The sequence below is a fragment of the Brevibacterium sp. RIT 803 genome, assembly GCF_016892625.1.
Taxonomy (GTDB): Bacteria; Actinomycetota; Actinomycetes; order Actinomycetales; family Brevibacteriaceae; genus Brevibacterium.
Genome location: NZ_JAFEMW010000004.1, coordinates 93,275 through 117,737, shown reverse-complemented (window position 1 = coordinate 117,737; position 24,463 = coordinate 93,275). Strand labels below are relative to the sequence as shown.

General features: G+C 62.5%; 21 protein-coding genes, 1 tRNA gene and 1 pseudogene. 10 read left to right on the top strand and 13 right to left on the bottom strand.

The window, feature by feature from the left end; genetic code table 11:
• Position 1: 1 nt before the first annotated feature.
• Positions 2 to 715 (bottom strand): hypothetical protein, encoded by a 714-nt coding sequence (locus tag JTF07_RS13640; protein ID WP_204234790.1) that lies wholly within the window; start codon positions 713 to 715, stop codon positions 2 to 4.
• Positions 716 to 738: 23 nt separating this feature from the next.
• On the bottom strand, positions 739 to 2,382 hold the full coding sequence (locus tag JTF07_RS13635; protein ID WP_204234789.1) for an alpha/beta hydrolase: 1,644 nt from the start codon (positions 2,380 to 2,382) through the stop codon (positions 739 to 741).
• Between the two features lie 59 nt (positions 2,383 to 2,441).
• Here JTF07_RS13635 and JTF07_RS13630 point away from each other — a divergent pair, with 59 nt between their 5' ends.
• Positions 2,442 to 4,298, top strand: a complete 1,857-nt coding sequence (locus tag JTF07_RS13630) for a thiamine pyrophosphate-binding protein (RefSeq protein WP_204234788.1) — start codon at positions 2,442 to 2,444, stop codon at positions 4,296 to 4,298.
• A 179-nt stretch (positions 4,299 to 4,477) separates the two neighbouring features.
• On the opposite strand, the gene JTF07_RS13625 is transcribed toward JTF07_RS13630, so the two are convergent.
• Positions 4,478 to 6,037, bottom strand: a complete 1,560-nt coding sequence (locus JTF07_RS13625) for an HNH endonuclease (protein ID WP_252199822.1) — start codon at positions 6,035 to 6,037, stop codon at positions 4,478 to 4,480.
• 145 nt (positions 6,038 to 6,182) lie between these two features.
• Entirely contained in the window at positions 6,183 to 7,547 is a 1,365-nt protein-coding gene (locus tag JTF07_RS13620) for an isochorismate synthase (protein WP_204234787.1), read from the bottom strand.
• Positions 7,548 to 7,674: 127 nt separating this feature from the next.
• Between JTF07_RS13620 and JTF07_RS13615 the strand changes: the two genes are divergently transcribed.
• Genes JTF07_RS13615 through JTF07_RS13600 form a run of 4 tightly spaced genes read left to right on the top strand, consistent with a single transcriptional unit; the run spans position 7,675 to position 11,814 of the window.
• Complete coding sequence (locus JTF07_RS13615; protein ID WP_204234786.1) at positions 7,675 to 8,379, top strand: demethylmenaquinone methyltransferase; 705 nt, start codon at positions 7,675 to 7,677, stop codon at positions 8,377 to 8,379.
• Positions 8,380 to 8,381: 2 nt separating this feature from the next.
• On the top strand, positions 8,382 to 9,683 hold the full coding sequence (locus JTF07_RS13610; RefSeq protein WP_204234785.1) for a geranylgeranyl reductase family protein: 1,302 nt from the start codon (positions 8,382 to 8,384) through the stop codon (positions 9,681 to 9,683).
• A 29-nt stretch (positions 9,684 to 9,712) separates the two neighbouring features.
• Positions 9,713 to 10,738, top strand: coding sequence for a polyprenyl synthetase family protein (locus JTF07_RS13605; RefSeq protein WP_252199821.1), 1,026 nt, complete (start codon positions 9,713 to 9,715; stop codon positions 10,736 to 10,738).
• An 11-nt stretch (positions 10,739 to 10,749) separates the two neighbouring features.
• A complete protein-coding gene (locus JTF07_RS13600) occupies positions 10,750 to 11,814 on the top strand; it encodes a permease (RefSeq protein WP_252199820.1) in 1,065 nt (354 codons plus the stop codon).
• A 45-nt stretch (positions 11,815 to 11,859) separates the two neighbouring features.
• Here JTF07_RS13600 and JTF07_RS13595 read toward each other — a convergent pair whose 3' ends face one another.
• The 5 genes from JTF07_RS13595 to rarD (JTF07_RS13575) all read right to left on the bottom strand — a co-directional run bounded on the left by JTF07_RS13595 (position 11,860) and on the right by rarD (JTF07_RS13575) (position 15,982).
• Positions 11,860 to 12,603, bottom strand: a complete 744-nt coding sequence (locus JTF07_RS13595) for a hypothetical protein (protein WP_204234784.1) — start codon at positions 12,601 to 12,603, stop codon at positions 11,860 to 11,862.
• The gene (locus tag JTF07_RS13590) at positions 12,600 to 13,538 is read right to left on the bottom strand and encodes an ABC transporter ATP-binding protein (RefSeq protein WP_204234783.1); all 939 of its coding nucleotides are present in this window, start codon (positions 13,536 to 13,538) and stop codon (positions 12,600 to 12,602) included. Before JTF07_RS13590 ends, JTF07_RS13595 begins: the two co-directional genes overlap by 4 nt.
• Before the next feature lie 2 nt (positions 13,539 to 13,540).
• Positions 13,541 to 13,942, bottom strand: coding sequence for a GntR family transcriptional regulator (locus JTF07_RS13585; protein WP_204234782.1), 402 nt, complete (start codon positions 13,940 to 13,942; stop codon positions 13,541 to 13,543).
• 135 nt (positions 13,943 to 14,077) lie between these two features.
• Positions 14,078 to 14,992 (bottom strand): EamA family transporter RarD, encoded by a 915-nt coding sequence (gene rarD / locus JTF07_RS13580; RefSeq protein WP_204234781.1) that lies wholly within the window; start codon positions 14,990 to 14,992, stop codon positions 14,078 to 14,080.
• Between the two features lie 69 nt (positions 14,993 to 15,061).
• Positions 15,062 to 15,982, bottom strand: a complete 921-nt coding sequence (rarD, locus tag JTF07_RS13575; protein ID WP_353843972.1) for an EamA family transporter RarD — start codon at positions 15,980 to 15,982, stop codon at positions 15,062 to 15,064.
• Between the two features lie 151 nt (positions 15,983 to 16,133).
• On the opposite strand from rarD (JTF07_RS13575), the gene JTF07_RS13570 reads away from it, so the two are divergent.
• The 3 genes and pseudogenes from JTF07_RS13570 to JTF07_RS20920 all read left to right on the top strand — a co-directional run.
• Positions 16,134 to 17,552, top strand: a complete 1,419-nt coding sequence (locus JTF07_RS13570) for an FAD-dependent oxidoreductase (protein WP_204234780.1) — start codon at positions 16,134 to 16,136, stop codon at positions 17,550 to 17,552.
• A 135-nt stretch (positions 17,553 to 17,687) separates the two neighbouring features.
• The gene (locus JTF07_RS13565) at positions 17,688 to 18,602 is read left to right on the top strand and encodes a GTP pyrophosphokinase (RefSeq protein ID WP_204234779.1); all 915 of its coding nucleotides are present in this window, start codon (positions 17,688 to 17,690) and stop codon (positions 18,600 to 18,602) included.
• Positions 18,603 to 18,653: 51 nt separating this feature from the next.
• Positions 18,654 to 18,857: pseudogene (locus JTF07_RS20920) on the top strand (TetR/AcrR family transcriptional regulator); the annotation flags it as partial.
• A gap of 171 nt (positions 18,858 to 19,028) precedes the next feature.
• Here JTF07_RS20920 and JTF07_RS20395 read toward each other — a convergent pair.
• The gene (locus JTF07_RS20395) at positions 19,029 to 20,468 is read right to left on the bottom strand and encodes a uroporphyrinogen decarboxylase/cobalamine-independent methonine synthase family protein (RefSeq protein ID WP_252199819.1); all 1,440 of its coding nucleotides are present in this window, start codon (positions 20,466 to 20,468) and stop codon (positions 19,029 to 19,031) included.
• Positions 20,469 to 20,704: 236 nt separating this feature from the next.
• Complete coding sequence (locus tag JTF07_RS13555) at positions 20,705 to 21,196, bottom strand: YajQ family cyclic di-GMP-binding protein (protein ID WP_204234777.1); 492 nt, start codon at positions 21,194 to 21,196, stop codon at positions 20,705 to 20,707.
• A 145-nt stretch (positions 21,197 to 21,341) separates the two neighbouring features.
• Between JTF07_RS13555 and JTF07_RS13550 the strand changes: the two genes are divergently transcribed.
• Together JTF07_RS13550 and JTF07_RS13545 are read left to right on the top strand one after the other, a co-directional pair.
• Positions 21,342 to 21,423, top strand: a tRNA-Tyr gene (locus JTF07_RS13550).
• Positions 21,424 to 21,539: 116 nt separating this feature from the next.
• The gene (locus JTF07_RS13545; protein WP_204234776.1) at positions 21,540 to 22,055 is read left to right on the top strand and encodes a DnaJ family domain-containing protein; all 516 of its coding nucleotides are present in this window, start codon (positions 21,540 to 21,542) and stop codon (positions 22,053 to 22,055) included.
• Here the strand turns inward: JTF07_RS13545 and JTF07_RS13540 are convergent.
• Both JTF07_RS13540 and JTF07_RS13535 read right to left on the bottom strand, forming a co-directional pair.
• Entirely contained in the window at positions 22,052 to 23,257 is a 1,206-nt protein-coding gene (locus tag JTF07_RS13540) for a M20 metallopeptidase family protein (RefSeq protein ID WP_204234775.1), read from the bottom strand. The two genes, JTF07_RS13545 and JTF07_RS13540, sit on opposite strands and share 4 nt — an antisense overlap.
• Entirely contained in the window at positions 23,254 to 24,426 is a 1,173-nt protein-coding gene (locus JTF07_RS13535; RefSeq protein WP_204234774.1) for a hypothetical protein, read from the bottom strand. The genes JTF07_RS13540 and JTF07_RS13535 overlap by 4 nt, the downstream gene beginning before the upstream one ends.
• Between the last annotated feature and the right edge of the window lie 37 nt (positions 24,427 to 24,463).

The following is a 24,463-nucleotide window of genomic DNA, read 5'->3' as shown; positions in this document are numbered from 1 at the left end:
CTCAGTTCGCGTTCTTGACGGCGTCGACGAACGTCTTCGCGGTTTTGGGAACCGCTTCCTCATCCCCGGTGTCGGCGATGTTGGCGGCGGTGACGATGTTGTTGCCGACGCGGCTGGTGACGGTGTCGGTGTCGAGGACGGTCTGACCGCCGGCACCGATCTTGGCGCGGACTCCCACGCTCTCGTCAGCGCCTTCGACGGTGGCATCGAAGGACTCGTAGGACATCGTCATCTCGATGCCCTGTGACTTGATGGTCACATCGCTGCACTTCTCGGCGACCTTGGTCGAGTTCTTCAACTGTGAACCGGCGGCATCTTCGTCGGCCAGGCTCATGAGCGCGACGCTCATAGTGTTGTCCGCTGAGGTTCCAGCGAGTGTGGTGCCGTTGCTCGCCTGAGTGGCGTTGAGAGCAGACATTGCGAGGTCCTTGCACTCAGCAGGTTCGTATTCGGCGCTTTCGAGGGCCTTGAGCGCTTCGCTGCCGGAGGCCGCCCCGATATCGACGGACTTGAACGACTGACCATCGACATCTGTGGATTCGATGATCTTCTTGAGCTGATTCTCGTCGAGCTGCTGTACTTCGGGAGACTCTTCTGCGGCGGGCTGTGCGGCGCCGGCTGCTTCTTCGGCCTGACTGTCCTGGGAGCCAGTTCCCGAACAGCCTGTCAGTGCCAGTCCGGCGATGAGAGCGATGGCTGGGAGTACGCGTTTCATGGGTGACCTCTCGAAGTCAAGGTTCAATCAGATGGAGGAAAGCCGGTCACGATGTTGTGACCGTTATAACCATAGACAGTAGGGGTCTGAGATCCGGCATCGACATGTGCCGATTCCGACACATCTGTTGTTTCTGCTGTGTCTTCGGCTGACCTTGCGGCTCGCAGCCCGACGTCTGCTGGGGCAGTTCGTGGCGCGGCGTCTGATTCGACGGTTCGTGCTGGTGCCGACGATTCATCCGGCGTCGACGCGATGCGCACCGTGGTGACCTCGGACTGACCCACCGTCGTGAAGTGCTGAGTGCGCTTGCCCGGAATGATCGGGTCGTGCATGGCTGCAGCCAAGCGCCCCGTGAATGTCAGGCGCCCCTTCTTATCGGCGCGCTGCGGATAGTCGTTCGAGCCCGTCGGCCCGGTGACGGAGATGTCGTATCGGCGACCGGGTTCGTAAAGGCCCGGGGTGCGTACTCGGAAGCTTCCGGTTCCGGTCAGGGAGAAGCCAGCCGTGCTGACGGAGCCGAAGCACACGATCTGGGCTCTGCGCCGCGAGATCTCGACCCGCCATCCGTGGATGTCGAAGAGGGCATGCCCGGTGAGATAGGAGAATTCGCCACCGTCCGCGACGCGGGGGCTGCCTCGGCGGTCATCGACGCCGCCACTTCGGCGCTCGATGCTGCGGTGATCGGAGCTGGCATAGTCACGCTGACGTCTCAGAGTCTTCAGCCAAGCGCCCAGCTCTCGTTCCCAACTGTTCCAGTTGTGCAGGCCTGTCGTGCGGGGGAACCACGAATGGCGGATGCCCAGCGAGTTCAATCGCGCAGAGAAGCGCTCGCCCTGCTGGTTGACCATCGATTCGAGGAGGTCACGGTCTTTGGACTCTTCGAGACTTCCGGACCCTGCACTGAGCCACAGGTTCAGCCCGTGCAGGTTCTCCGCGAGGCCGTAAGGGGAGTTGGCGATCCATTCGCTGCGGTCGGTGACGGGATCGCCGAACAGCGTCATCGACTTCGCACCCTCCCGCATGGCGATGATGTCGAAGGCAGGGATCGCAGACAGAGGGTCGAGTGGGGAGGAGAAGGCTGCTGCCCAGCTGTAGCGGTCCGGGTGCCAAGCTGCATATTTCATCGCCCCGTATCCGCCCATCGACAGACCCGCGAGGAGTTGGTTCTCCGGTGCGAAGTCCACGGAGAAGGTCTTGCGCAGGAAGTCCGGGATCTCCTTGGTGTGGAAGGTCGGCCAGTCGTGGACCTCGCTGCGAACTGCCACACGAGAGTAGGTGCCGGCTCCCGCATCGGGCATGACGACCAGGTAGGGCGAGTCGACTGTGAGCTCCTCGGCGGACCCGAAGTCCGTCCATGACCGGAAGTCGTCCCCTCCGCCGTGATAGAGGTGGATGACCGGGCTGACCTCCTGCGGGATTCCCGGCAGCAGGACGCGTACTCCGACGGTTCGACCGAGCGCGGGGGAGTAGATAAAGAACTCTCGCAGTCGATTCGAGAGTTTGCGTTTGTCGCGGATATGCCATTTCCTCGCGTCCTTGCCGCGAGGTTCAGGGCCGAGAAATGAGCTGTTCTGGTCGAGGGTGGGGAAGCGTCCTCTGTGAGAGCGCGCGGCGGTCAGCGAACGGATTGCACGCGCTCCAACCGCGAAGAGAATCGATCGGCGCATGGGTCAACCATAGGGAGTCAATGTGAACCGCAGGTGGGTTAGTGGTTGAATATCAGGTGATGTTGAATTCGAGCGCAGTGGCGCAGCAGATTGCCCGTGGGTTGGCTTCGTCGGGAGTCACCGAGGTCGTCATCGCACCCGGGTCCCGTTCCGCACCATTGATCTACGCGCTCGCCCCTCTGGCCGAGGCGGGGGTGATCCGCACGCACGTGCGCATCGATGAGCGTGATGCCGGGTTCCTCGCGCTTGGCCTGGCACGGGGACTGCGCAGTAAGCAGGCTGGTGCTGGTGCTGGTGCTGGTGCTGGTGCTGGTGCCGGTGGCGGTGGCGGTGGAGGCACCGCGGGCGCTGGGGGTGCTGCTGGCGCCGTGGCGCTGGTGACGACATCGGGTTCGGCTGTTGCCAATCTGCATCCTGCGGTGCTCGAGGCCTCCTACGGTCACCTTCCGCTCGTGGCGATCACGGCAGATCGGCCTGCTCGGATGCGTGGGACTGGTGCAAATCAGACGATCGACGACCAGTCGCAGGTGCTCAGCGATGTGCGCGCTCGAGTCGATGTGCCTGCCGGAAGTGCTGATGTGCAACATCTGCTCGCCGAGGTGGTTGAGCTCTCGCTGGGCACGGACACTGGTCAAGCTGGCCCCATCCAATTCAACGTGCAATTCGATGTGCCGCTCGTGCCGACTGTGGCGGAGCTCGCCGATTGGAAAGCCACGGTGCAGACGCTGGCAGCGGGGACAATGGAAACAGGCGCGGATGCTGCGCGCCGCGCCGCGAGTGCATTGAGGAGCACCACGGTCCGAATACTTCCTGGCACGGTCATCGTGGCCGGTGATGCCGGCGGCCACTCTGCCCAGGCTCTGAAATCCTTGGCTGAGGCTTACGCAATCCCAGTCCTGGCTGAGCCCTCGAGCCCTCTCACCCCTGCTCTGCGGAACTCAACTGCTGCGGTCCCGGCGCATGCCCGTGTGCTCAGCGAACGTGAGGACCTGCGATCAGCGATCCGCACGGCCATCGTGCACGGGAAGCCGACTCTGACCAGACCTGTCGCCGCGCTCCTTGCCGATTCCGAGGTGTTGGTTCAGCGGTTGCCCGATGACGTCGATGCGGTGTCGCTAGCCGTGTCGCTCTCGGAGACGGAAGTCATCGACACCAGCAACAGCACCCGCCACGGAGATCGCGTCGGCGCCGAGGACAGCGCCAGCGATACATTCTCGCGCGTCAGCGAGGACACAACGTGGCGCGACGAGTGGGTGAACGCCGGCGAAGCGATCATTGCCGCATCTCGGCGTGAGCGCGAGATTGCGGCCGTGTCGACGCCGACGACCGCCCGTGCGATCACCGAGCATCTGGCCGGCCGCGCAATCAACCTCTTTGCGGCGAGTTCAAATACGATCCGCTATCTCAGTGAGGCCACTGATGTGCGAGCGCAAATCCACGCGTCACGCGGCTTGGCTGGCATCGACGGCCTGATTTCGACTGCCACCGGGCTCTCCCTTGCACTCGATGAACAGGTCGTTCTGGTCATCGGTGACGTCGCAATGCTCCACGACGTGGGCGGCCTGCTCACGCCGAGCGCTGAAGAGGCCGGGAACGTGCTCATCGTCGTCCTCAACGACGATGGGGGTGCGATCTTCTCCGGCCTCGAACACTCGCAGGAGCACGTGGCGCCGTATCTCGAAAGATATTTCACGGTTCCTCACGGTCGGGACTTCAGCGGTCTCGCGACTGCCTATGGATGTGAATATTCGTCGGTGCGACCTCAGGACGAGTCAAGCTTGCTCAACGACTTCATCGCAGAGTTTGAGAAGACAGTCTGCGGTGGAGAGGACCGCGAAGCAGCGGACAGCCCACAAACGAGGACCCCACAAACGAAGACGCACGGCCGCCGGATCATCGAAGTGGATCTGACCTGATCAAACTGACTTGAGCAATCCACCTGAGCAATCGGACCTGAGCAATCGGACCTGAGCAATCGGACCTGAGCAGAAGGACAGGACCGAAGGACAGAGCAGCGGGACTGACTCGAGGACCGTTCAGTGGAAAGAGCTTCTGCCATCGCGACCGCTGGCGGCTCTGCTGCCGCGGCGGCTAGTCAGCCAGTGTCCCTCAGCATCAGCTTCTCGAAGAATTCTTCTACCGGACTCAATCGAGGGAAGTCGACCACGTCTTCGTTCGCTTCCGACGTGGATTTGCTGCTGGGGTGACTACTGGCTGCGCCGGAACTGCTGCAGCCGCCTGCTTCATCAGTGTCTTTGACGTAGTCAAGTGCTCCGGAATCATCAGAGTCTGTGGGTTCATCAGTGTCTGTGGGTCCATCAGTGTCTCCCGAAGCGGTGTACTTTCTCGGCGGTGGGTGACTGAACTTGGTGACGAACGGGGGAGTGGTCGACTCGTACTCTTCACCTGTGGGGGTGGAGACGGTGAGGTCGACGGCAGTCGCCTCGTGCTTCCACCCAGGGTGCTCCTTGGCATAGTTGCAGGCCGCGCACAGGCCGGAGGCGTTGGACCACTGGGTCTCTCCGCCTTCGGCTACAGGATTCGCATGATCTGCATGCTTGATCGGGGCGTCACACCATGCGGTCCGACACACGTCGTCGCGGAAGATCACCATGCGTCGCAGCAGGCCGCCGAATGTTCGCCTGCGCGAGTCCATACCGACCAGCTGCCCTGTGTCCGGCGAAATGAATATGCGGCGGATGAAGGACCGGGCCCGATTTGCCGCAAGGAAGTTCCGTGCTGTCTTTGCCGGCAAAGGCCCATAGCTCGGAATCCACGCAGGAACCTGACCGTCAGAGAACAGACTTTCGGCCTCCATCACGATATGGACCTCAGTGGGCACGTCACCGACAGTGTCCTGTCCCGTGAGCCGTTCGACGAAGATATCGGCCATCAGCTGATTGCGGCCGCGGTCGAAGTCCTGGCCGTTGAGCTTGTGCTCGGAGGCAGCAGCGTCCAGACTTTCATACGCAGCAACGGCCTGCTGCAGAGGCAGTGTGGCGCTGAGCATCGCCATGCCGTTGTTCAGCGCGCTGAAGGACACATGGCGATTGGCACTCGCTGCTTCGGCCCTTTCGTGCGCATGATCGGAGGACACGTTGGCCGCCAGGGAGCGGGCTTCGGTCCGTAGCCGGCGGCTGCCGGCAACGGAGGCACGGTCTTTGAGCTCTTCGTCGACGAAGAGACGCTCGTCGGGAGTGAGCCAGGCCGTCTCATCGGCGATGATGCGAGCTTTGGCTTCGGAGATGGAGCCGTCGGCCAGTGCCTCGTAGGTGCGAGGCAGGCCGTTGACAACGGCCTTGGACGTTGAGAGAAACTTGCGCCCCGTCGCGGGTGAGACCCGTTTGGCCAATGCGATCTCGTTGCCTGCGTACTTCCCCTGTTCGCGTTTGGGCACGTCGTTGGCAGCATCTTCGCGCTGCCGGTGCCTATGGAAGGCGACGGCTTCACGGGCCTGAGCGGCGGCGGCCGCGGACGTGAGCTCCTCCAGGGCACGGATGCGAGTCTGGGCCTCCCACGCATCGTCTGCAGGTACGAGGTCACGCAGAGTCTTGCACCACCGATCAATATCGGTGGTGATGCCCGGAAGTCGGGCCCACGATCCGGGGCCCCGGTAATCGGGGTGGTCCGGGTCATCCGCGGGATGCGTGAACATGTGAAGAGACTATGCCGAGCCACTGACACAGGAACTGACACGAGCCGTGCAAACCCTGACAACATGTCAAGGCCACGAGGCTCAGCCAAGACTGCGGCGCTCAGCCAAGACTGCGAGGCTCAGCCAAGACTGCGACGCTCAGGTCCTATTCCAACCCCAGCGCACGGCGCATCGGAGCGAATTTAGCTTCGGTCTCGGCCACCTCGGCCAGGGGATCCGAATCGGGCATGATGCCGGCGCCGGCGAACAGGCGGATCCGATTACGGTCCTCGAGCTGTCCGCAGCGGAGGGCGATTCCGAACTGACCGTTGCCTTGGTCATCCATCCACCCCACGGGGCCCGAATACCGGCCGCGATCGAGCGGTTCCAACTCATCCACGTGGGCAACCGCGCTGGCCTGCGGGTACCCGCCGACGGCCGCGGTCGGATGCACAGCGGCCGCGATGTCGAGAGCGTTGAGACACGAGTCCTCCGGCAGGCGTGCCGAAGCATCCGATGCCGAGTGGATGACGTTGGCCAAGGGCAGCAGGTGCGGCCGCTCGTCGACGGTGACATCATCAGCGACGAGTCCGAGGCTGCGTTGGAGCGAGGCGATCGCGAAGGCATGTTCGGTGCTGTCCTTGTGAGCGCTCAACAGCTTTCTGGCAGCGGGCAGCTCGGCCGTCGGGTCGTTCTCCACCCGATACGTGCCCGCGAGCACACGCGAGGTCACCCGGTTGTTCTCGACGCCGATGAGCAGCTCCGGCGTGGAACCGATCAGGCCGGCGACATCGAACGTCCAACAGCTGGGGTAGCTGCGATTGAGTGCACCAAGCACGGACCGGACGTCGATGTCATCGTCGGTGGTGACAAGCTCATCACGGGCCAGCACGATCTTGCGCAGCGTGGAATCGTCGGCGAAGGCGTCCACCTCGGCGGAGTCTCCGACGGGCGTGAGCATGTGCGAGACCTTCGCGACCAGGTCCGCCCAGGAAGCGCTGTCGAGGTCACCGGGGGAGGCCGTCGCCGAGGTGACGCGGCGCAGCGGTTCGGACTTCAGCACGGGCGGCGCGGGAGTGCTGCCCTCGGCGATGATCGACGTCATCCACACGCGACCGCCTCGGCGTCCGAGCACGAATTCGGGGACGTGGATGAGGGAATCGACCTCCGATTCGCCCGAGTAGGCGACGGTGGCGAAGCACATCAGCCCAGAGCCGAGCAGGTCGACCTCGTCCTCGATGGTCGCGGCGCCGGTGATGGCCTTCCATGCCTCGGAGAGCTCGGTGAAACGATCGCGGCCGCGGGCACGGATGCGCAGCGTGCGGCCGAAGCCGATGAGGCCAGATGTGTCGCGGACCCAGCAGGAGAACGCCGAGGTGGGCAGGAGCTCCAGAGTCTGTTCGACGGTCGTGGGCAGTCCGGATTCGAAGGGGAATCCTGGTCCAGGTTCGACGTCGTCGACGAAGCGAGATCGCACGTGCAGGCGCGGGGGCGCGGTGCGGATGTCAGAGGTATCGAAGGTCGTAGTCATTTCAGGCCCACTCTAGTCGAGGATTTCGGCACGACGATGATGACTGTGGCCAGTTCCACACCGTGAGGCGCATGGAAACGGGACCGCGAATTCGCCCCCCGGCATCAGGTGTTGAGAGAATGGTGCCATGAACCGCGCTCAGCTGGACAAGCAGCCCGATGACGTCGCATCGATGTTCGATGACGTCGCCTCCCGTTACGACCTCACCAACGATGTGCTCACCTTCGGTCTGGCACGCACCTGGCGCCGGACGGTTGCGCACTCCGTGGCTGCCGGACCCGGCGAACGGGTCCTCGACCTCGCAGCCGGCACAGGAACGTCGTCGATGACGTTCACCCATCACGGCGCCGAGGTGGTCGCCGGTGACATCTCGCAGGGCATGCTCACCGAGGGGCGCCGTCGCCACCCGAAGATCGACTTCATCTACGCCGATGCGATGGACCTGCCGTTCTCCGACGCCAGCTTCGACGTCGTCACCATCTCCTTCGGCATCCGCAACGTCAACGACGTCGACACCGCATTGGCAGAGATGCTGCGCGTGCTCAAACCCGGTGGCCGAATCATCATCTGCGAATTCTCGACACCGACGTTCGACCCCTTCAGCCTCGTCTACAAGGAATACCTGATGCGGGCGCTGCCCGCCGTGGCGAAGGCCGTGTCCTCGAACCCCGAGGCCTACGTCTACCTGGCCGAATCGATCCGTGCCTGGCCTGACCAGGACGAATTCGCGCAGCAGATCCTCGGTGCCGGCTTCGACCAGGTTAAGCACCGCAACCTCACAGGCGGAATCGTCGCCGTCCACCACGCACTCAAGCCGGGCGCCGAACGCTGACTATGAACAACTTCGAGGCCGAGGTCATCGTCGTCGGGGCCGGCCCTGCCGGATCGGCCATCGGCACCTACCTGGCGCAGGCCGGCCATGAGGTCATCATCCTGGAGAAGTCCGGGTTCCCACGGGACAAGATCTGCGGCGATGCTCTGACCCCGCGTGCGGTCAAAGAGGTCGGGTTCCTCGGGATGGAGACCCCCGAATCCGAGGGATGGCACAAGAACAGAGGCCTGCGTCTCATCGGTGGCGGGCACCGGTTGGAGATTGACTGGCCCGAGATCGACGGCACCCCGAACTATGGTCTGACGAAGCCGCGGATGGGCATGGACGAGGCCTTCGCCCGCCACGCCCAACGCAGCGGTGCCCGCCTGTTCGAGCAGGTCAAAGCCATGTCCCCGGACATCGGCGAGGATGGTTGGATCAAAGGCATCCACGCCTCCGGAACCGACCACCGCGGCCGTCGGGTCGGACCTGAGGCTCACTTCAGCGCCCCGATCGTGATCGCCGCGGACGGCGTCTCCTCACGTCTGGCAGTGGCCATGGGCCTGGAGAAGCGCGACGACCGCCCGATGGGGGTGGCCGTGCGCGCCTACCATTCCTCGCCGAGGCACGCCGACGCCTACATCGAGAGCTGGGTCGAGATGCGCTCGAGCAATTCGGCCGGCGAATCCGAGGTTCTGCCCGGGTACGGCTGGCTCTTCCCGCTGGGTGACGGCACGATCAACATCGGTGCCGGTCTGCTTGACTCCTCACCTCAGTTCGGTTCCGTGGACTTCCGGGCGATGATGGGACAGTGGATTGCGGATATGGGACACGAATGGGGCATCGACGAATCCACTTCGTTGGGCCCGATCAAATCCGCAGCGCTGCCGATGGCCTTCAACCGCACCCCGCACTTCCATAAGGGGCTCCTGCTCGTCGGCGATTCGGGTGGGATGGTCAACCCCTTCAACGGGGAGGGCATCGACTATGCCCTCGAATCCGCTCGACTGGCCGCCGAGGTGATCTCCACCTATTCCCGCTACCCGCAGCGCGTGATGCGGGAGAAACTGCAGGAATACCCGGCGCTGGTGGGTGATTCCCTGGGCGGCTACTTCACCCTGGGACGCGTTTTCTCCGCCATTATCGGCCACCCTGCACTCATGCAGTTCGGAATCAAGTACGGTATGGGTGTTGAGGTTGTGATGGAATTCGTCGTGAAACTGTTGGCGAACCTCTACCGCGACCCGAAGGTCTCTGAGGCCGATCTCATCGACCGGGTGATTGCAGCTCTCGCCCGAATCGTGCCGGCCACCAGCAATGCCTGAGCTCACCAGCGACTACGACACTGACTACGATGAATGACGAGGACATGAGCCACCTAGCCTCTCCGGCGACTTTTATCGGTGCCGATGCCCAGCTTGCGGCGGATATCTCCACTCAGTTGGAAGCCGTCGAGCGCAGGCTCTATGAAGTGACCGCGCAGACACGGAAGCTGCCGGACACCACGTCCCAACATCTCCTCGCAGCCGGTGGCAAGCGTGCCCGTCCCAATCTCCTGCTGCTCACGGCCCGCCTCGGCGAGGCTGATCGTGAGGAGATCATCGACGCTGCCGTCGCCGTGGAACTCATCCACTTAGCCTCCCTGTATCACGATGATGTGATGGATGATGCCCCGGTTCGCCGAGGTGCTCCGGCCGCACACGAGGTGTGGGGCAATTCCGTTGCCATCCTCACCGGCGATCTCCTGTTCTCGAAGGCGTCGGGAGTGACGGCGAAGCTCGGCCCCGAGGCCGTCACGGTTCAAGCCGAGACCTTCGAAAGACTCGTCCTGGGCCAGCTCAACGAATTCGCGGGCCCACCCGAGGACGCGGACGCGATCGATCACTACATCCAGGTGCTCGCGGACAAGACAGGATCTCTAATCGCCACCTCGGCGCAGTTCGGGGTCATGTTCTCACTCGCGGATCAGGCGCTGGCTGAGCCTGTCAGGGTCTTCGGTGAACGTGTCGGCATCGCCTTCCAACTCGCCGATGACATCATCGACCTGACGGCGGCTTCCTCAGTGTCGGGCAAGACCCCCGGCACTGATCTGCGCGAAGGCGTTCCGACCTTGCCGGTGCTCTATGTCCGGGCCGCTGCGGCCGACGGTGACAAAGCGGCCGCCGAGGTGGTCGACCTCCTCGACGCGGATCTGACCTCCGACGAAGCGCTCGAGTCCGCCCGTGCTGCCTTGGCCGCCCACCCGGTGACGGTCCGGGCACGCGACGAGGCGACTCGCTGGGCCGAGGACGCGAAGGCAGCGCTGGCCCCCGTCCCCGAAGGACTGGTCAAGGAGTCGCTGTACGCGTTCGCCGATTCGGTGGTCTCACGCACAGCGTGAGGATCTGATCCTTGACGAGCCAGGCGGTTGCTGAAGCAGGAGGTCGTCGGCGACTGACCACGGTCGACTGGGTCGGACTCGGCATGCTCGTGGTCTTCCTCATCATCGGCCTGAGCTGGTCGAAGTGGATGCCCTATTGGGACAAGGCCTGGACGATGAGCCAGACGTCTGTTTGGGATGGCAGCCCACTGTTCGAGTCTGCTGGCGACACGTTCTCCTTGGCCGGAGCCTGGGACTTCACCCTGGTGTACTTCATCGCGGTGTGGAAAGCCCTGCTCGTGGCGCTCGTGGTCGCTGCGGCCATCGATGCTCTGGTGCCGCGAGATTGGCTGCTGCGGGTGATGAATCGTCGCACCCACGCCAGCCAGTCGCTCGTCGGCGCGGCGATGTCGCTGCCGTCGATGATGTGCACCTGCTGCGCGGCCCCGGTGACTGCCGGACTGCGGAGTTCGGGCGTCATGCGAAGCGCCGCCTTGGCCTATTGGGTGGGCAATCCGCTTCTCAATCCTGCAGTTCTGATCTTCCTCGCGCTCGTCCTGCCCTGGCAGTACGCTCTCACCCGACTTGTGTTCGGCATCCTCATCGCAGTCGGTGCCAGCGCGCTCATCGGCCGGTGGATCAAGGGTCGCGCCGAGGCGGTTCCCGAACAGAGTCCTGAGCCGCGGAGGATGTCATCTCTTCCCCGGCGCTACCTGCGATCGCTGTCGAAATTCGCCCTCATCCTCGTGCCCGAGCATCTCGCCCTGGTCTTCGTCATCGGACTCATCAGTCCATGGCTGTCAGGAGTGTACGGGCTCGAGGCTCAGGTCGGTGCCCTCGCAGTGCTCATCGCTGCTGTTGTGGGCACACTCCTGGTGATCCCGACAGGGGGCGAGATTCCCATCATCATTGCGCTGCTCGCCGCCGGGGTGGGAGCAGGCACTACCGGAGCCCTGCTGATTGCACTTCCGGCACTGAGCATCCCGTCGATGGTCATGGTCGGAAAGTCCCTCGGGTGGCGCACGACCACCGCAATGGGCAGTGCTGTCGCCCTCGGAGGGGTGCTCTCCGGGGTCGTGCTCATGCTCGTGAGCTGATTCGAATGCTCGCGAGCTGATTCGATCAGAGACGGTCTGCTGTTTTCAGACAGTCAACCGACGCAGAGTGAGGTACGAACCCGCGGCGAAGACCACACCCAATCCCAGGGCCCAGAGCGTCAGTCCCATGCTCTGAGTCTCGAGGACCCACATCCATACCTCGAGCCAGGCTCCGTTGAGGCTGATGAGTGCGGCGCCGCTCAACAGGACGAGTGCGATGACGAGCAGCGCGGTGGTGAGGATGAGAGCTCCGAAGCGCTTGTGCACGATGGCGAACCAGAAGCCGAGGATGAACACGAGCATGGTGAGGGCGAAGTAGGTCAGCCCCGCTGCGAACGGCCCACCCTCCCACACCCAGGGGAGGTAGGCGAAGAACCCGTTGATGCCGTAGCCTTCAGTGGCCTGTTCGATGAGGCCGAGGAGGACGAATATGGTCGATATCGCCGCGGCGCTGATGCCGGCTGCGGTCAGTGATCCGAGATAGAACTCGCGACGTGTGAGGCTCATGGCCTGCGAGAAGTAGAAGGTCAGATTCATCGCCTGCGCTCCGACCACGGCGAAGTACCACAGAGGTGCCTGGGATCCACCACTGTACATCGGCCCTTCGACTCCGGAGGCGGAGATGATCCAATAGATCAGCAGCGTGATCAGCCAGACTCCGCTGAGCACGATGACTGGTACCCAGACGAAGGTCTGAGTGTTCATGAAGTGGAGCCGGACGACACCGAGTATCCGACTCTTCGAACGAGTCGAGTGCTGATTGCCGAGTGCTTCTGTGGTTGCGGTCATGACTGAAGACTCCTGACATCAGTGTCGGTGAGGGGACCGGTGTTCTCATCCTCGTTCGAGGAAGTGGTGTCTGCCTGTGTGGTGCGCACGATGAGCTGTTGAAGCGATACCGGAGTGAGATCCAGATTCGCGTCGGCAATGAACTCACGATCGACGTCGGAGAGCTGACCGAGGATCGTCACCGACGACACACGTCCCAGCGCTTCCCGGTGGATGACCTCTCGACCGGCGACCAGACGCTGAACCGAGTCAGCATCTCCGACGATGTTGACTGCACGTGTGCGCGCCTCTTCCGTGGACTCATCCATGATGATCCGGCCGCGATCGATGACGATGACATTCTCAATCAGGTTGGCCACCTCGTCGATCAGATGGCTCGACAGCACAACCGTTCGTGGGCACTCCGCGTAATCGGCGATGAGGCGGTCGTAGAACATCTGTCGAGCTACTGCGTCGAAGCCGAGATAGGGCTCGTCGAAGAAGGTGATCTCCGCCCGAGACGCCAAGCCGATGATCACGCCTACTGCCGACTGCTGACCCCGGGAGAGCTTCTTGATCGGTGTCTTCAGGGGGAGACGGAAGTCGTCGATGAGCTCCTCTGCCAAGGACTGGTCCCAGCAGGGGAAGAACAGGCGAGCGGTGGCGATTGCGTGTTTCGCTGTGGCGTCCTCGGGATATTTCTGACTCTCCCGTACGAAGCACATCCGATTGAGGACGCGAGCGTTCTCGTAGGGATGCTCACCGAAGATCTCGACATCGCCGCTTGTGGCGAAGTTCTGCGCGGTGAGAATGGACATCAGAGTGGTCTTGCCGGCACCGTTGCGGCCGAGGAGGCCGTAGATCGAGTCCTTTTCGATAGATAGACTGACGTTATCGAGGGCGGTGGCGTGCTTGTACTTCTTGGTGAGGTCGCGTGCGTCGATGACGGAGGTCATTTTCATCCCTTCGCGGTGGTGGGGCCCAGGCGGTGTGAAGTGCCGAGTTCTCTTGAGTGGTCGGCGATGAGGGCGATGACTTCATCGCGGTTGAGTCCTAGCCTGCTGGCTTCTGAGAGCAGTGGGGCGATGAATTTGTCGGAGAAGGTGGACTTGTATTCATTGATGAGCAAGGTTCGGGCTCCTTCCTTCACGAACATTCCGATTCCGCGCCGTTTCTCGAGTACCCCTTTGGCAACGAGCTGGTTCACGCCCTTGGCGGCGGTCGCGGGATTGATCGAATAGAAGCTTGAGAGTTCGTTCGTCGACGGTGCCCGAGACATCTCCGGCAGAGTGCCATTGATGATCGAATCCTCGACCTGTTCGGCGATCTGTGCGAACAGTGGTTTGGCTTCGTCGATCACATCAGCTCCATGTGTATTGGTTAGTTACATAACTAATGAACCATGTAGGTGATTGACTTGTCAAGAGTGCGCCGATTTCGGGGACGATCGAAGCCGCTCTGCGAAGTTGGGTGAAGCCGGGAGTGGGGGAGGTGGCTAGAGCCTGCGGCGGCTTTGGCGGATCATGTCGACGCTGAGCAGGACGACGGCGATCCAGATGACGAAGAATCCGATCCAACGGGTCGTCGACATCATCTCGCCGAGGATGAAGACTCCGGTGATGAACTGCATCGTCGGGGTGATGTACTGCAGCATCCCGACCCACGACAGTGGAATTCTTCTCGCCGCAGCACTGAAGAGAATAAGTGGAATCGCCGTGGCCGGGCCGGTGATGAGGATGATGATGACGTGGCTGGCACCGAACCCGGTGAACGTGGAGAGACCCTGTGCACCGAGGACGATGAGGAAGATGAGGCTGGGCATGGACAGCACTGCACTCTCGATCGTCATGCCTTCGAGGGCTCCGACCCGATTGCCGACCTTGTTCTTCACGAGTCCGTAGAGACCGAACGAGATGGCAACGGTGAACGAGAGGTAGGGCATCCGACCGAGGCCGATGCCGACGATGACGACGGCGATGAGGCCGAATCCCACAGCAGTCCACTGCAGCGGACGCAGCTTTTCACCGAGGAAGATCACGCCCAGGCCGATCGAGATGAGCGGATTGAGGTAGTAGCCAAGTGACACCTCGACGAGGCGGCCCGTCTCGACTCCATAGATGAACGTCGTCCAGTTGACCGCGATGAGCACCGAGGCCAGGGTGAGCAGCCAGAAGGTCCGACCTGAGCGCACGACATCCCAGGTACGTCTGAAGCCGCCGGTGAACGTCAGTAGGATTGCGCAGAAGAGCAGCGACCAGACGACCCGGTGTGAGACGAGCTCCAGGGCCCCGGTCGGGGCTGCGGCTGCGAAGAGCAGGGGGATGAGCCCCCACAGCAGGTAGGCGGAGAGTCCGTTGATCAGCCCGGCACGGCGGAAGTCGTTCTCATCGGGGGCTGAATCTGCGATCACACATAGAGTCTAGTGAGTCGCAGCAGCCTGTCGGACCGCCGGTGGCGCGGAGCCACCGGTGACCGGGACTCAGCCCAAATGGGGTCGTCGTCGGTTCTGCCGGACCATGTCCGTGCACAGCAGGATGACGGCGATCCAGATGATGAGGAAACCGATCCATCTCGTCGTCGACATCGCCTCACCGAAGAGTGCGACGCCGAGGACGAACTGCATCGTCGGTGCAATGTACTGCAGCATACCCACCCAGGACAGTGGAATTCGCCGGGCGGCTGCGCCGAAGAGGATGAGCGGGATCGCCGTCAACGGTCCTGTGGCCAGCAGCAGGACAACGTGCCAAGGCCCGAATCCGATGAATGTCCCATTGCCCTGCACCGCGAGATAGGCGAGGAAGGCGAGGCTGGGAACGGTGAGCACGGCGGTCTCGACGGTCATGCCTTCGAGCGCACCGACCTTCCCGCCGACCTTGTTCTTCACCAGGCCGTAGAGGCCGAAGGAGAGCGCCACGGTGAGCGCCAGATAGGGGAAGCGTCCGATCCCGATGCCGACCACGATGACTGCTGCCGCTCCGAAACCCACCGCGGCCCACTGCAGCGGGCGCAGCTTCTCCTTGAGGAGGATGACGCCCAGCCCGATCGAGATGAGCGGGTTGAGGTAGTAGCCAAGCGAGATTTCGACGAGGCGGCCGGTTTCGATGCCGTAGACGTAGGTTGTCCAGTTCACAGCGATGAGCACGGATGCCAGAGCAAGCAGCCAGAAGATCTTTCCCGAGCGCATCACCGACCAGGTGCGGACAAAGCCTTTGGCGAAGAAGAGGAGGACGGCGCAGAAGATCAGCGACCAGATGATCCGATGGGCGACGATCTCGAACGCGCCCGTCGGGGCCGCAGCGGCGAAGAGCAGGGGAATGAGACCCCAGATGATGTAGGCGGCGGTTCCATATCCCAGTCCGACGCGTCGAAAGGCAGATTCTTCGGGTGCAGAGGCGTTCACAGCCCGAGTCTAGGCAACGCACAGGAGGCTGGCGATTCCGACTGATGCCTGAGATGAAGCCGAATGGAGGGATGCGAGCTTCGTCACGTGTTTGTTAGGAGGACCTTCTTTGCCGATACAATCGGAGATGACTTACTAGAGAGGTGTGAGAATGACGCGTCCCTTCCGTGTGGCTATTGTGGGTGCCGGTCCTGCCGGGATCTATGCTGCTGATCTGCTGACTAAGGCCGAGCGTGATTTCGAGGTCAGTATCGACCTCTTCGAGCGTCTGCCGACTCCGTTCGGTCTGGTTCGCTATGGTGTGGCGCCGGATCATCCTCGGATCAAGGGCATCATCAATGCTTTGATCAAGGTTCTCGATCGTGGTGATATCCGTTTGTTCTCGAATGTTGAGTACGGGGTGGATATCGCGTTGGAAGAGCTGACGGATCGTTATGATGCGGTGATCTTCTCCACTGGCTGTTTCATTGATGCTTCGTTGAGTCTTCCTGGTGTTGATCTGCCCGGTTCCTATGGTGCTGCTGACTTCGTTAACTGGTATGACTCGCATCCGGATGTGGCTCAGACGTGGCCTTTGGATGCGGAGAAGGTCGCGGTTATCGGTAATGGCAACGTCGCTTTGGATGTGGCACGTGTGCTGGCGAAGCAGGCCGATGATATGCATTCGACGGAGATTCCTGATCATGTCTACGAGGGTTTGAAGTCCTCGAAGGTCACCGACGTGCACGTGTTCGGGCGGCGTGGTCCTGCGCAGGCGAAGTTCACTCCGTTGGAGTTGCGTGAGCTGGGGCATGTCAAGGATGTTGACATCATCGTCTATCCCGAGGACTTCGAGTTCGATGAGGGGTCGTTGGCTGCGATCGAGTCGAATAATCAGACGAAGCAGGTTGCGAAGACGTTGACTGATTTCACGATGCGTGAGCCGGTGGGTGCTAAGCGGCGGCTGCATCTGCATTTCCTTCATTCTCCCGTGGCTGTCCTCGGTGAGGACAGGGTCACGGGGCTGCGCACGGAACGTCAGGAATTGGACGGCGCCGGGGGAGTCAACGGCACTGGCTCCTTCCATGATTGGGAGATCGAGGCCGTGTATCGCGCGGTCGGCTATGCGGGCACTGCGCTCCCGCAGCTGCCCTTCGACGAAGCCAAGCGTGTGATCCCGAACCATGAGGGTCGGGTCGTCGACGCAGATGACCAGGCTTCGGCAGCTGAAGGAGACGTGGTGCAGGGCGTGTATGCGACTGGGTGGATCAAGCGTGGTCCTGTCGGCCTGATCGGTCACACGAAGGGTGATGCCCTGGAGACGATCGGGCATATCCTCGATGATCGTGCCGCGGGTGTCCTGACGGAGCCTGTGTATCCGGATGACTCTGCGATCGTCGAACTCCTCGAGTCCAAGGGCGTCGACTTCGTGGATTGGGAAGGCTACCATCGCGTGGAGGCCGCTGAGAAGGCGTTGGGTGAAGTTGAGGGTCGTGAGCGTGTGAAGCTCGCGACTCGCGAGGCCATGCTGCGCGAGGCCCGCAGCCACCTGCACGCGGAAGCGGCCAGCCAGCCCGCATCGGGCCACTGACTTCGACAAGCCACTGAGTCAGACAAGGCACTGAGTTCGACAACTCAATCCAGAAATCTGCGAGCGCGTCACCGTATCGGTGGCGCGCTCGTGGTTTGATGGGAGCAGTGAGGACCCTGTGGCAGAGGAGGTACGGTGAGCGCGGATTCGGCGATGAGGGAAGTGGTCTCGCGGGCCTATGCGCAACGGCGCGACGCCTGGGAATCTGCCGCCGTGCGAATCAAACACTGGCTCAAACAGCAGCAGAAGGGTCTCCTGAAGGACAAGGACATCTCCCGCCTTGACGTCGACGGGCATCGCATCAAGGATCCGGCTCGCACCATCGCCAAGCTCGTCGAGAAGACCGCCGACGACCCGGAGCTGCGGATTTCCTCTCCACATGACGTTGAGGATCACATCCGAGACATCGTCGGAGTCAAGGTGCTGTGCAAATCACCGCGCGACCAGAAGATGATGTTCGACTCGCTCAGAGATCCGGAGCAGCTGGGCGCCTTCGTTCTCATCGAGCAGAAGAACTACGTTGACCCACCCAAGCCCAGCGGCTACCGGGCCTGCCACGTGACCCTGCAGATTCCCTCCGACCAGGGTGATCCGGTCTTCGCAGAGATCCAAGTCAAGACCAGGCTCCAAGACGCCTGGGGCGAGCTGACTCACGAGGATATGTACAAACCCGGCGCGGCGATGAAGCCCAGTGAGCTGCACGGTGAGTTCGCCCGAGCGATGGCGAACATGCTTGCAACTGTCGATGACATGGCCGATACCCTCGCAGTCGAACTCTCCGCCCTGACGAACCCCGACCTCGACACTGGTGTGCCCTCAGCTACCGACGACACGATCGAGGTGAAGGTCAGGGCCACGGGCCCGAAGTACGCGCTGGCGGTCGACGGCGATGGCCGTCAGGGCCTCATCCCCGCCTTCGCCGTCCGCAAACTCAGCGACTCCAAGGGCACGATCAAGGTCAACGACTTCGTCAGCGTCGACGACCGCCTGCGAGTCACCGTCGAAGAGGACTCAAAGGGCCTGTACTACATCCCGAGGGAACTGGCGTGAGCTCAGATTCGGCATCAGATCATTTCTGGAACGTCTGCTCTATAAATAATTGTGGAGCAGACGCTCTACAATGCAAGAGTGGAAGCGAATAGCCGTGGAAGGCCACTCGAGTTCGATCGAGCCCGAGCCCTGCTCGACGCCGCCCGATTGTTCTGGCGCCTCGGCTACAGCGGAACGTCGACTCGGCACCTGAGCTCGGCGATCGGTATCTCGACGTCGAGCCTGTACGCGGCATTCGGCAGCAAGTCCGGACTGTTCGACGAGGCTGTTCGCGTCTACGCCCGGCGTTACACCGCTCTGTACGAAAAGGCAGTTGCCGCGCAGTCCATCCGGACCGTCGTCGATGAGCTGCTGAGATCCTCGGTCATCGAGTTCACTCAACCTCCGGATTCGCACCCAGGTTGTCTCATCACCAGTGCAGTCATGTCAGAGGTTCCGGCGACGCGCAAGGCGCGCGGAGACATATCCACCATGTTGACGACGAACGAACGACTTCTCCGAACTCGCGTCACTCGGGCGATCGACGACGGCGAGATCCTGGGCGGAACCGACGGCGATGTCGTCGCCGGCTTTGTGCAGGCGAACTGGCACGGTCTGGCTGTCCAGGCGAAGCACGGTGTCAGACGCAACGAGCTCCTGCGGGTCGCCGATTTCTCGCAGAGGGCCATGTGGTCGACATACTCGCGGTGAGCTCCCCTCTGTGTCATCGGGCCTGTCGGTGAACGCGACTGCCAGGGTCTTCACCGCAGTGACCTTCTCCTCGGCGGCGGAGAGCTCCGAAGTCTCCTGAACGTTCAGATCGGTCTCGACTGACACCGCGTGGGGAGTATCCAGCATCGAAGTCGACGTGGAGACACTGAGCGATTCGCGATCACAGTCCTGCAGGACCGACAAGCTGGTGGACAGGTCATCGGCCAGAACATTGCCACCGTCGATGACACCGGCGACGAGGTGGACCGAGGTTGGAGTTTCCGCCGCAATGCGGGCAACGCAGTCCGGATCGGACGCGCGGGTGGCTGCTGAGACGTCTACTCCAAGGGCATCGATGCCAGAATGCGCCAACGCGGACAACCCTGCGCGCAGACTTCCGTGCGGGGCCGTGACGAGGATCTGCGGTCGAGTGTTCGCCCTGCTCAGTGCGGTGTAGGCGCGGGAGGCCGCCTCGGCGAGCTCAGAATCGGAGTGTTCGGCGAAGTCGGTCACGAGGGCGGGTTCGTCCAGCTGAACCCAGTCGACTCCGGCCGCGGCGAGAATGCTGATGACGTCGATGTAGGCGACAGCAAGTTCGTCGAGCCGGTCGAACGCCGAGACGTTCGAGTCGGGGTTGGTCTTCGCCAGGGCCAGCAGGGTCACGGGACCGACAAGGACAGGTCGGATAGTGTGACCGGCGGCCCGTGCCTCCGACACCAGCGAGAGAAGGTGCTGGGGCCGGGCCCTGAACGGGGCAGACTCCTTGAGTTCCGGCACCAGATGCCGGTAGTTGGCATCGAAACGCGTGTCGACCCCCAGGGGCGCTGTCTGCCCCGTGGCCCGTGCCGCTGCGAAGTAGTCATCGAGGTTGAAGTCGGTGCCGGTGGGCTCCGACTCGATGAGTCCGACGCTCAGGGCAGTGTCGAAGACGACGCTCAGGGCAGTATCGAAGACATGGTCGCAGTGGCTGGAGGAGGTGGGGATCGAATAGTCCTCATCCAAACCAAGCTCCCGCAGGCGACTGTAGGTGTTCAGCCGCAGGGAGCGCATGCACCGTGAGAGATCCAAGGCATCGATGCGGCCCGCGCAATAGTTCGAAAGAGCCTTCGTCTGCTCACGATTCGGGTCGATGTGCGGATAGCCGATGACGGTGGCTGTGGGGAATGCGCTGGACATACCACTATCCTGCCGTCGGGCTCGGGGAGGCGGTGGGCCAGGCGACCATCGCCGACATCTGCCGTCATCACCAGCTCAGAGCGCGTCTCGAGCCGTCTGACAACGTCGTGAACTCTCACGCAGAGTCATGAACTGTCAGACAGAGTCTTATTGAGACATGCTGGCCGAAGAGGGGGCCAGTGATGGGGCAGGCGGGGATGTGGGTGAGGGGTGTGCTGCTCACCGATCGTTGCGGCTCAGCGGTAGTTGACGAACTGCAGGTCGAGATCGAGGTCCTTGCCCTTGAGCAGGGCGATGACTTGCTGCAGGTCGTCGCGCTTCTTCGAGCTCACGCGCAGCTCCTCGCCCTGGATCTGTGCCTTGACGCCCTTGGGGCCCTCGTCTCGGATGTACTTCGAGATCTTCTTCGCATTGTCTTTGTCGATGCCCTCTTTGAGGCTGGCATCGATGCGGTATTCCTTGCCCGAAGGATAGGGTTCGCCGTCTTCGAGGGACTTCAGCGAGATGCCGCGCTTGACCAGCTTCGACTGGAAGACGTCGAGGATCGCCTTGACGCGGTCCTCGCTGAGGGCCTTCATCTGGATGGCTTCTCCGGTCCAGGCGATCGAAGCGTCGGTGCCGCGGAAATCGTAGCGTGAGTTGATCTCCTTGGCGGCCTGGTTCAACGCGTTGTCGGCCTCCTGCCGGTCGACCTTGCTGACGACGTCGAATGAGGATTCGCTGGCCATGAATGCTCCTTGTGTGGTGAGAAGATGGACGAGTATCTGGTCACCGAGTGTAGTCGAGACGCATAATTGTGATCTGCGTCTATCGAGTTGGTGATTCGGGGTGGGTGCTTGTAGTATTTTCAAGTGCTCATCGAGCACACACTGCGGCAGATTGCCCGAGCGGCCAAAGGGAGCTGACTGTAAATCAGCCGGCATTGCCTTCGAAGGTTCGAATCCTTCATCTGCCACGCAGAGGTGAGAAGCCCCGTGATCTTCGGATCACGGGGCTTCTTCGCATTCGCACCCATTGCGCGGCACCCGGCGCTTCTCTACTGTGGAAGAAAAGCCGAATGGAATCGTCGCCATGAACGAAGAACAGCCTCCTCGCCGCATAGGTTCCCTCGAGGATCGCAACGCGATCGTCGAATCCGCTTTGGACAAGGCGATCAGACGCGGCGATTTCGACGACTTGCCCGGTCTGGGCAAGCCCTTGTCCGGTCTCCACAACTCGGAAGATCCCGACTGGTGGATCAAGGCGAAGATGGATCAGGAGGACATGAGCGGTGTGGCTCCCGCGGCCTTCCAGCTGCGCAAGGAGAACGCCGTCCTCGAGGACACGCTCGATGCCTTGTCGAAGGAGGCCGACGTGCGCAGCTATCTCGCCGGGTTCAACGATCGTGTGCGTGACGCCATCATGGATCTGCGCGAGGGACCGCCCGTGTTCACCCCACCTCGGAAGGTCGAGGATGAGGTCGCGGCCTGGCGCCGGCGCCGAGCTGCGAAGGCTGTGCCAACGACGAACCCGCCCCCGGCCCCGACCGCAGGTCCAGGCGAGGAGCGGGAACAGCCTCGGCGGTGGTGGCAGAGGAAGCGGAGCTAGACCTCCGCGCGCAGACGTTCGAGGGCCAGGTGAGACAGCATTGCCGCCTGATCGCCGAGCACTGTGTCGTCGAAGATGACGAAGGGTGAGTGGTTGTCGCCCTGCCGTTCTTCGGGCACGTCCGTGCGTTTGGCACCGAGCATCATATAGGTGCCGGGAACCTCCTGAAGGACGAATGAGAAGTCCTCACTGGGCATGATCGGATGCGGTGAGACCTCCACTCGGTCTTCGCCCAGCAGGCTGCGGACCTGGTCGATGGTCCATGCGGTCTCAGCCTCGTCGTTGACTGTCACGGGGTACTGAACCTGGAAGTCCACCTCGGCGGTGCATCCGTGGGCCTCCGCGATTCCTCGAGCCAACTGTTTCGATTGCGTTCGCACCGTGTCCAATGATTCCTGGGACAGGGTGCGGACCGTGGCACCGAGGCTCGCCGAGGCGGGGATGACGTTGACCGCCTCACCAGCCGTCAGCTGTGTCACGGACAGGGCGATCGGGTCGAAGGTGCTGATGCGTCGGCTGACCATGTTCTGCAGCGCGGTCACGAGTTCGGCCAGGGCCGGGACTGGGTCGATCGCCGACTGCGGCTGGGATCCGTGACCGCCGCGTCCGTGCAGGGTGATGTGGAGGACGTTGGAACCGGCCTGCAGTGTTCCGGGCTTCGTCGAGACGACTCCTCTGGAGCCCATGTGGACATGGGCTCCGAAGGCGGCGATCACCCGGGGCCCGGCAGCCTCGAGGACACCCTCGTTGATCATCACTGAGGCGCCGTTGTAACCCTCCTCGCCGGGCTGGAACATGAAGACGACGTCGCCGGCGAGTTCCACCCGGTGCGCATGCAGCAGTCGGGCGGCACCCACGAGTCCCGCGGTGTGCAGATCGTGACCACAGGCGTGCATGTTCCCATTCGTCGACTTGAACGGTTCGTCGGTGAGTTCTTCGACGGGCAGCGCGTCCATGTCGCCCCGTAGGAGGACAGCCGGAGCATTCGCGGGCCGCTCAGGGTGCGTTCCACGCAGGACTGCCACCACCGAGGTGGTCTCAACGCCAGTGCTCACCTCCAGATCGAGTCCGTCCAGGGCGGTGAGAACCGCGGCCTGGGTGTGCGGCAGGTCGAGGCCGACCTCGGGGTGGGAGTGGAGCCGTCGTCGGAATTCCTGCAGCTGGGGTAGGAGGGCGTTCGCCTCGCTCAGAAGGGTGCTCACAGCATTCCTACGAGGACGCTGGCGATGACGACGGAACCGGCACTGACTGAGGTGAACCCGCCGACGAGCATCGGTGGCAACATGACGTTGAGGAGGGCTTCCTTCTCGTCCTCGTCACGGGCGATGGAGCGAGCGACCTCGTTGGTCAGCAGGTAGTCGGCAGGAAAGCCGTACATGGCGGTCAGTGCCACCGACATTCCCAGTGGGGCCTTCCACCTCAGCAGCTTCGTGGCGATGTAACCACCGGCGACGATGCCGATGCCGCCGACGATGAGGATCGAGATGGTGGGTAGGAAGGCGTTGATGACGTCCTGCACCGAGGCCGAGACCAGCGGAGCCATGACGATGGCGATCACGCCGGACATGGCGATGCCGAAGGAGTTCGAGCGCTCCATCGCCTTGTCCGGGGACAGGCCGATTGCGGTCGCGACGATGCCGAGGATGAGTGCGAGGATCGACGACGGGATGTGCGTCGGGCCGGAGAGCAGGGTTGCGATTGAGCCCCCGACGAGGATGAGGAAGAGCATGAACAGCTGGTTGTCTACGAGGAACGCCGGCAATGTCACGAGCTTCTTCTTCGCAGCGGCGTCGGCCTCGTCCTCGTGATGGGCCGCGGCAAGCTCGTGGAGTTCGCCGCTGTCACGCAGCTTCGTCGCATAGCGGCGGAGCAGGAAATTCGTCAGCGGCATCGACGGCAGCGACTGCAGCATGAGCACCAGAGCCGGAAGCACGATGATCGCCGATGCGGCTCCGGACGCTGTCAGGCCCTCGGTCGTCAGGCTGGTGGCGACGATGCCGCCCGCCAGTGGTCCCGAACCTGCCACGAAGGTCTCGAAGCCGAATATGGGAGCGATGATGAAGAAGATGAGCAGTACGGCGACGAGCATTCCGGAGACGGCGATGATGACCGAGCGCCACTGTTTGAGCATTACGCGCAGAGGAATGAGCGTCCCCATGTGGAAGAGCAGCGGAGCCACGAGGATGGTGTAGACCTGGACGAGCATCGAATCGTCGACGACGGTGTCAGGGACGATGCCGATCTTGGCGAAGATGAAGATTCCCAGCATCGCCACGAGGAGGCTGGGGACGCGGGCCTTGGACCAGATCGAGACCAATTCGCCGATGGCGATGAAGCCGAGCACGATCGCGGCAGCATAGATGCCTTCCATAGCGATCCTTTCGAAGATGGTGAGTGTCGTGTGGGCT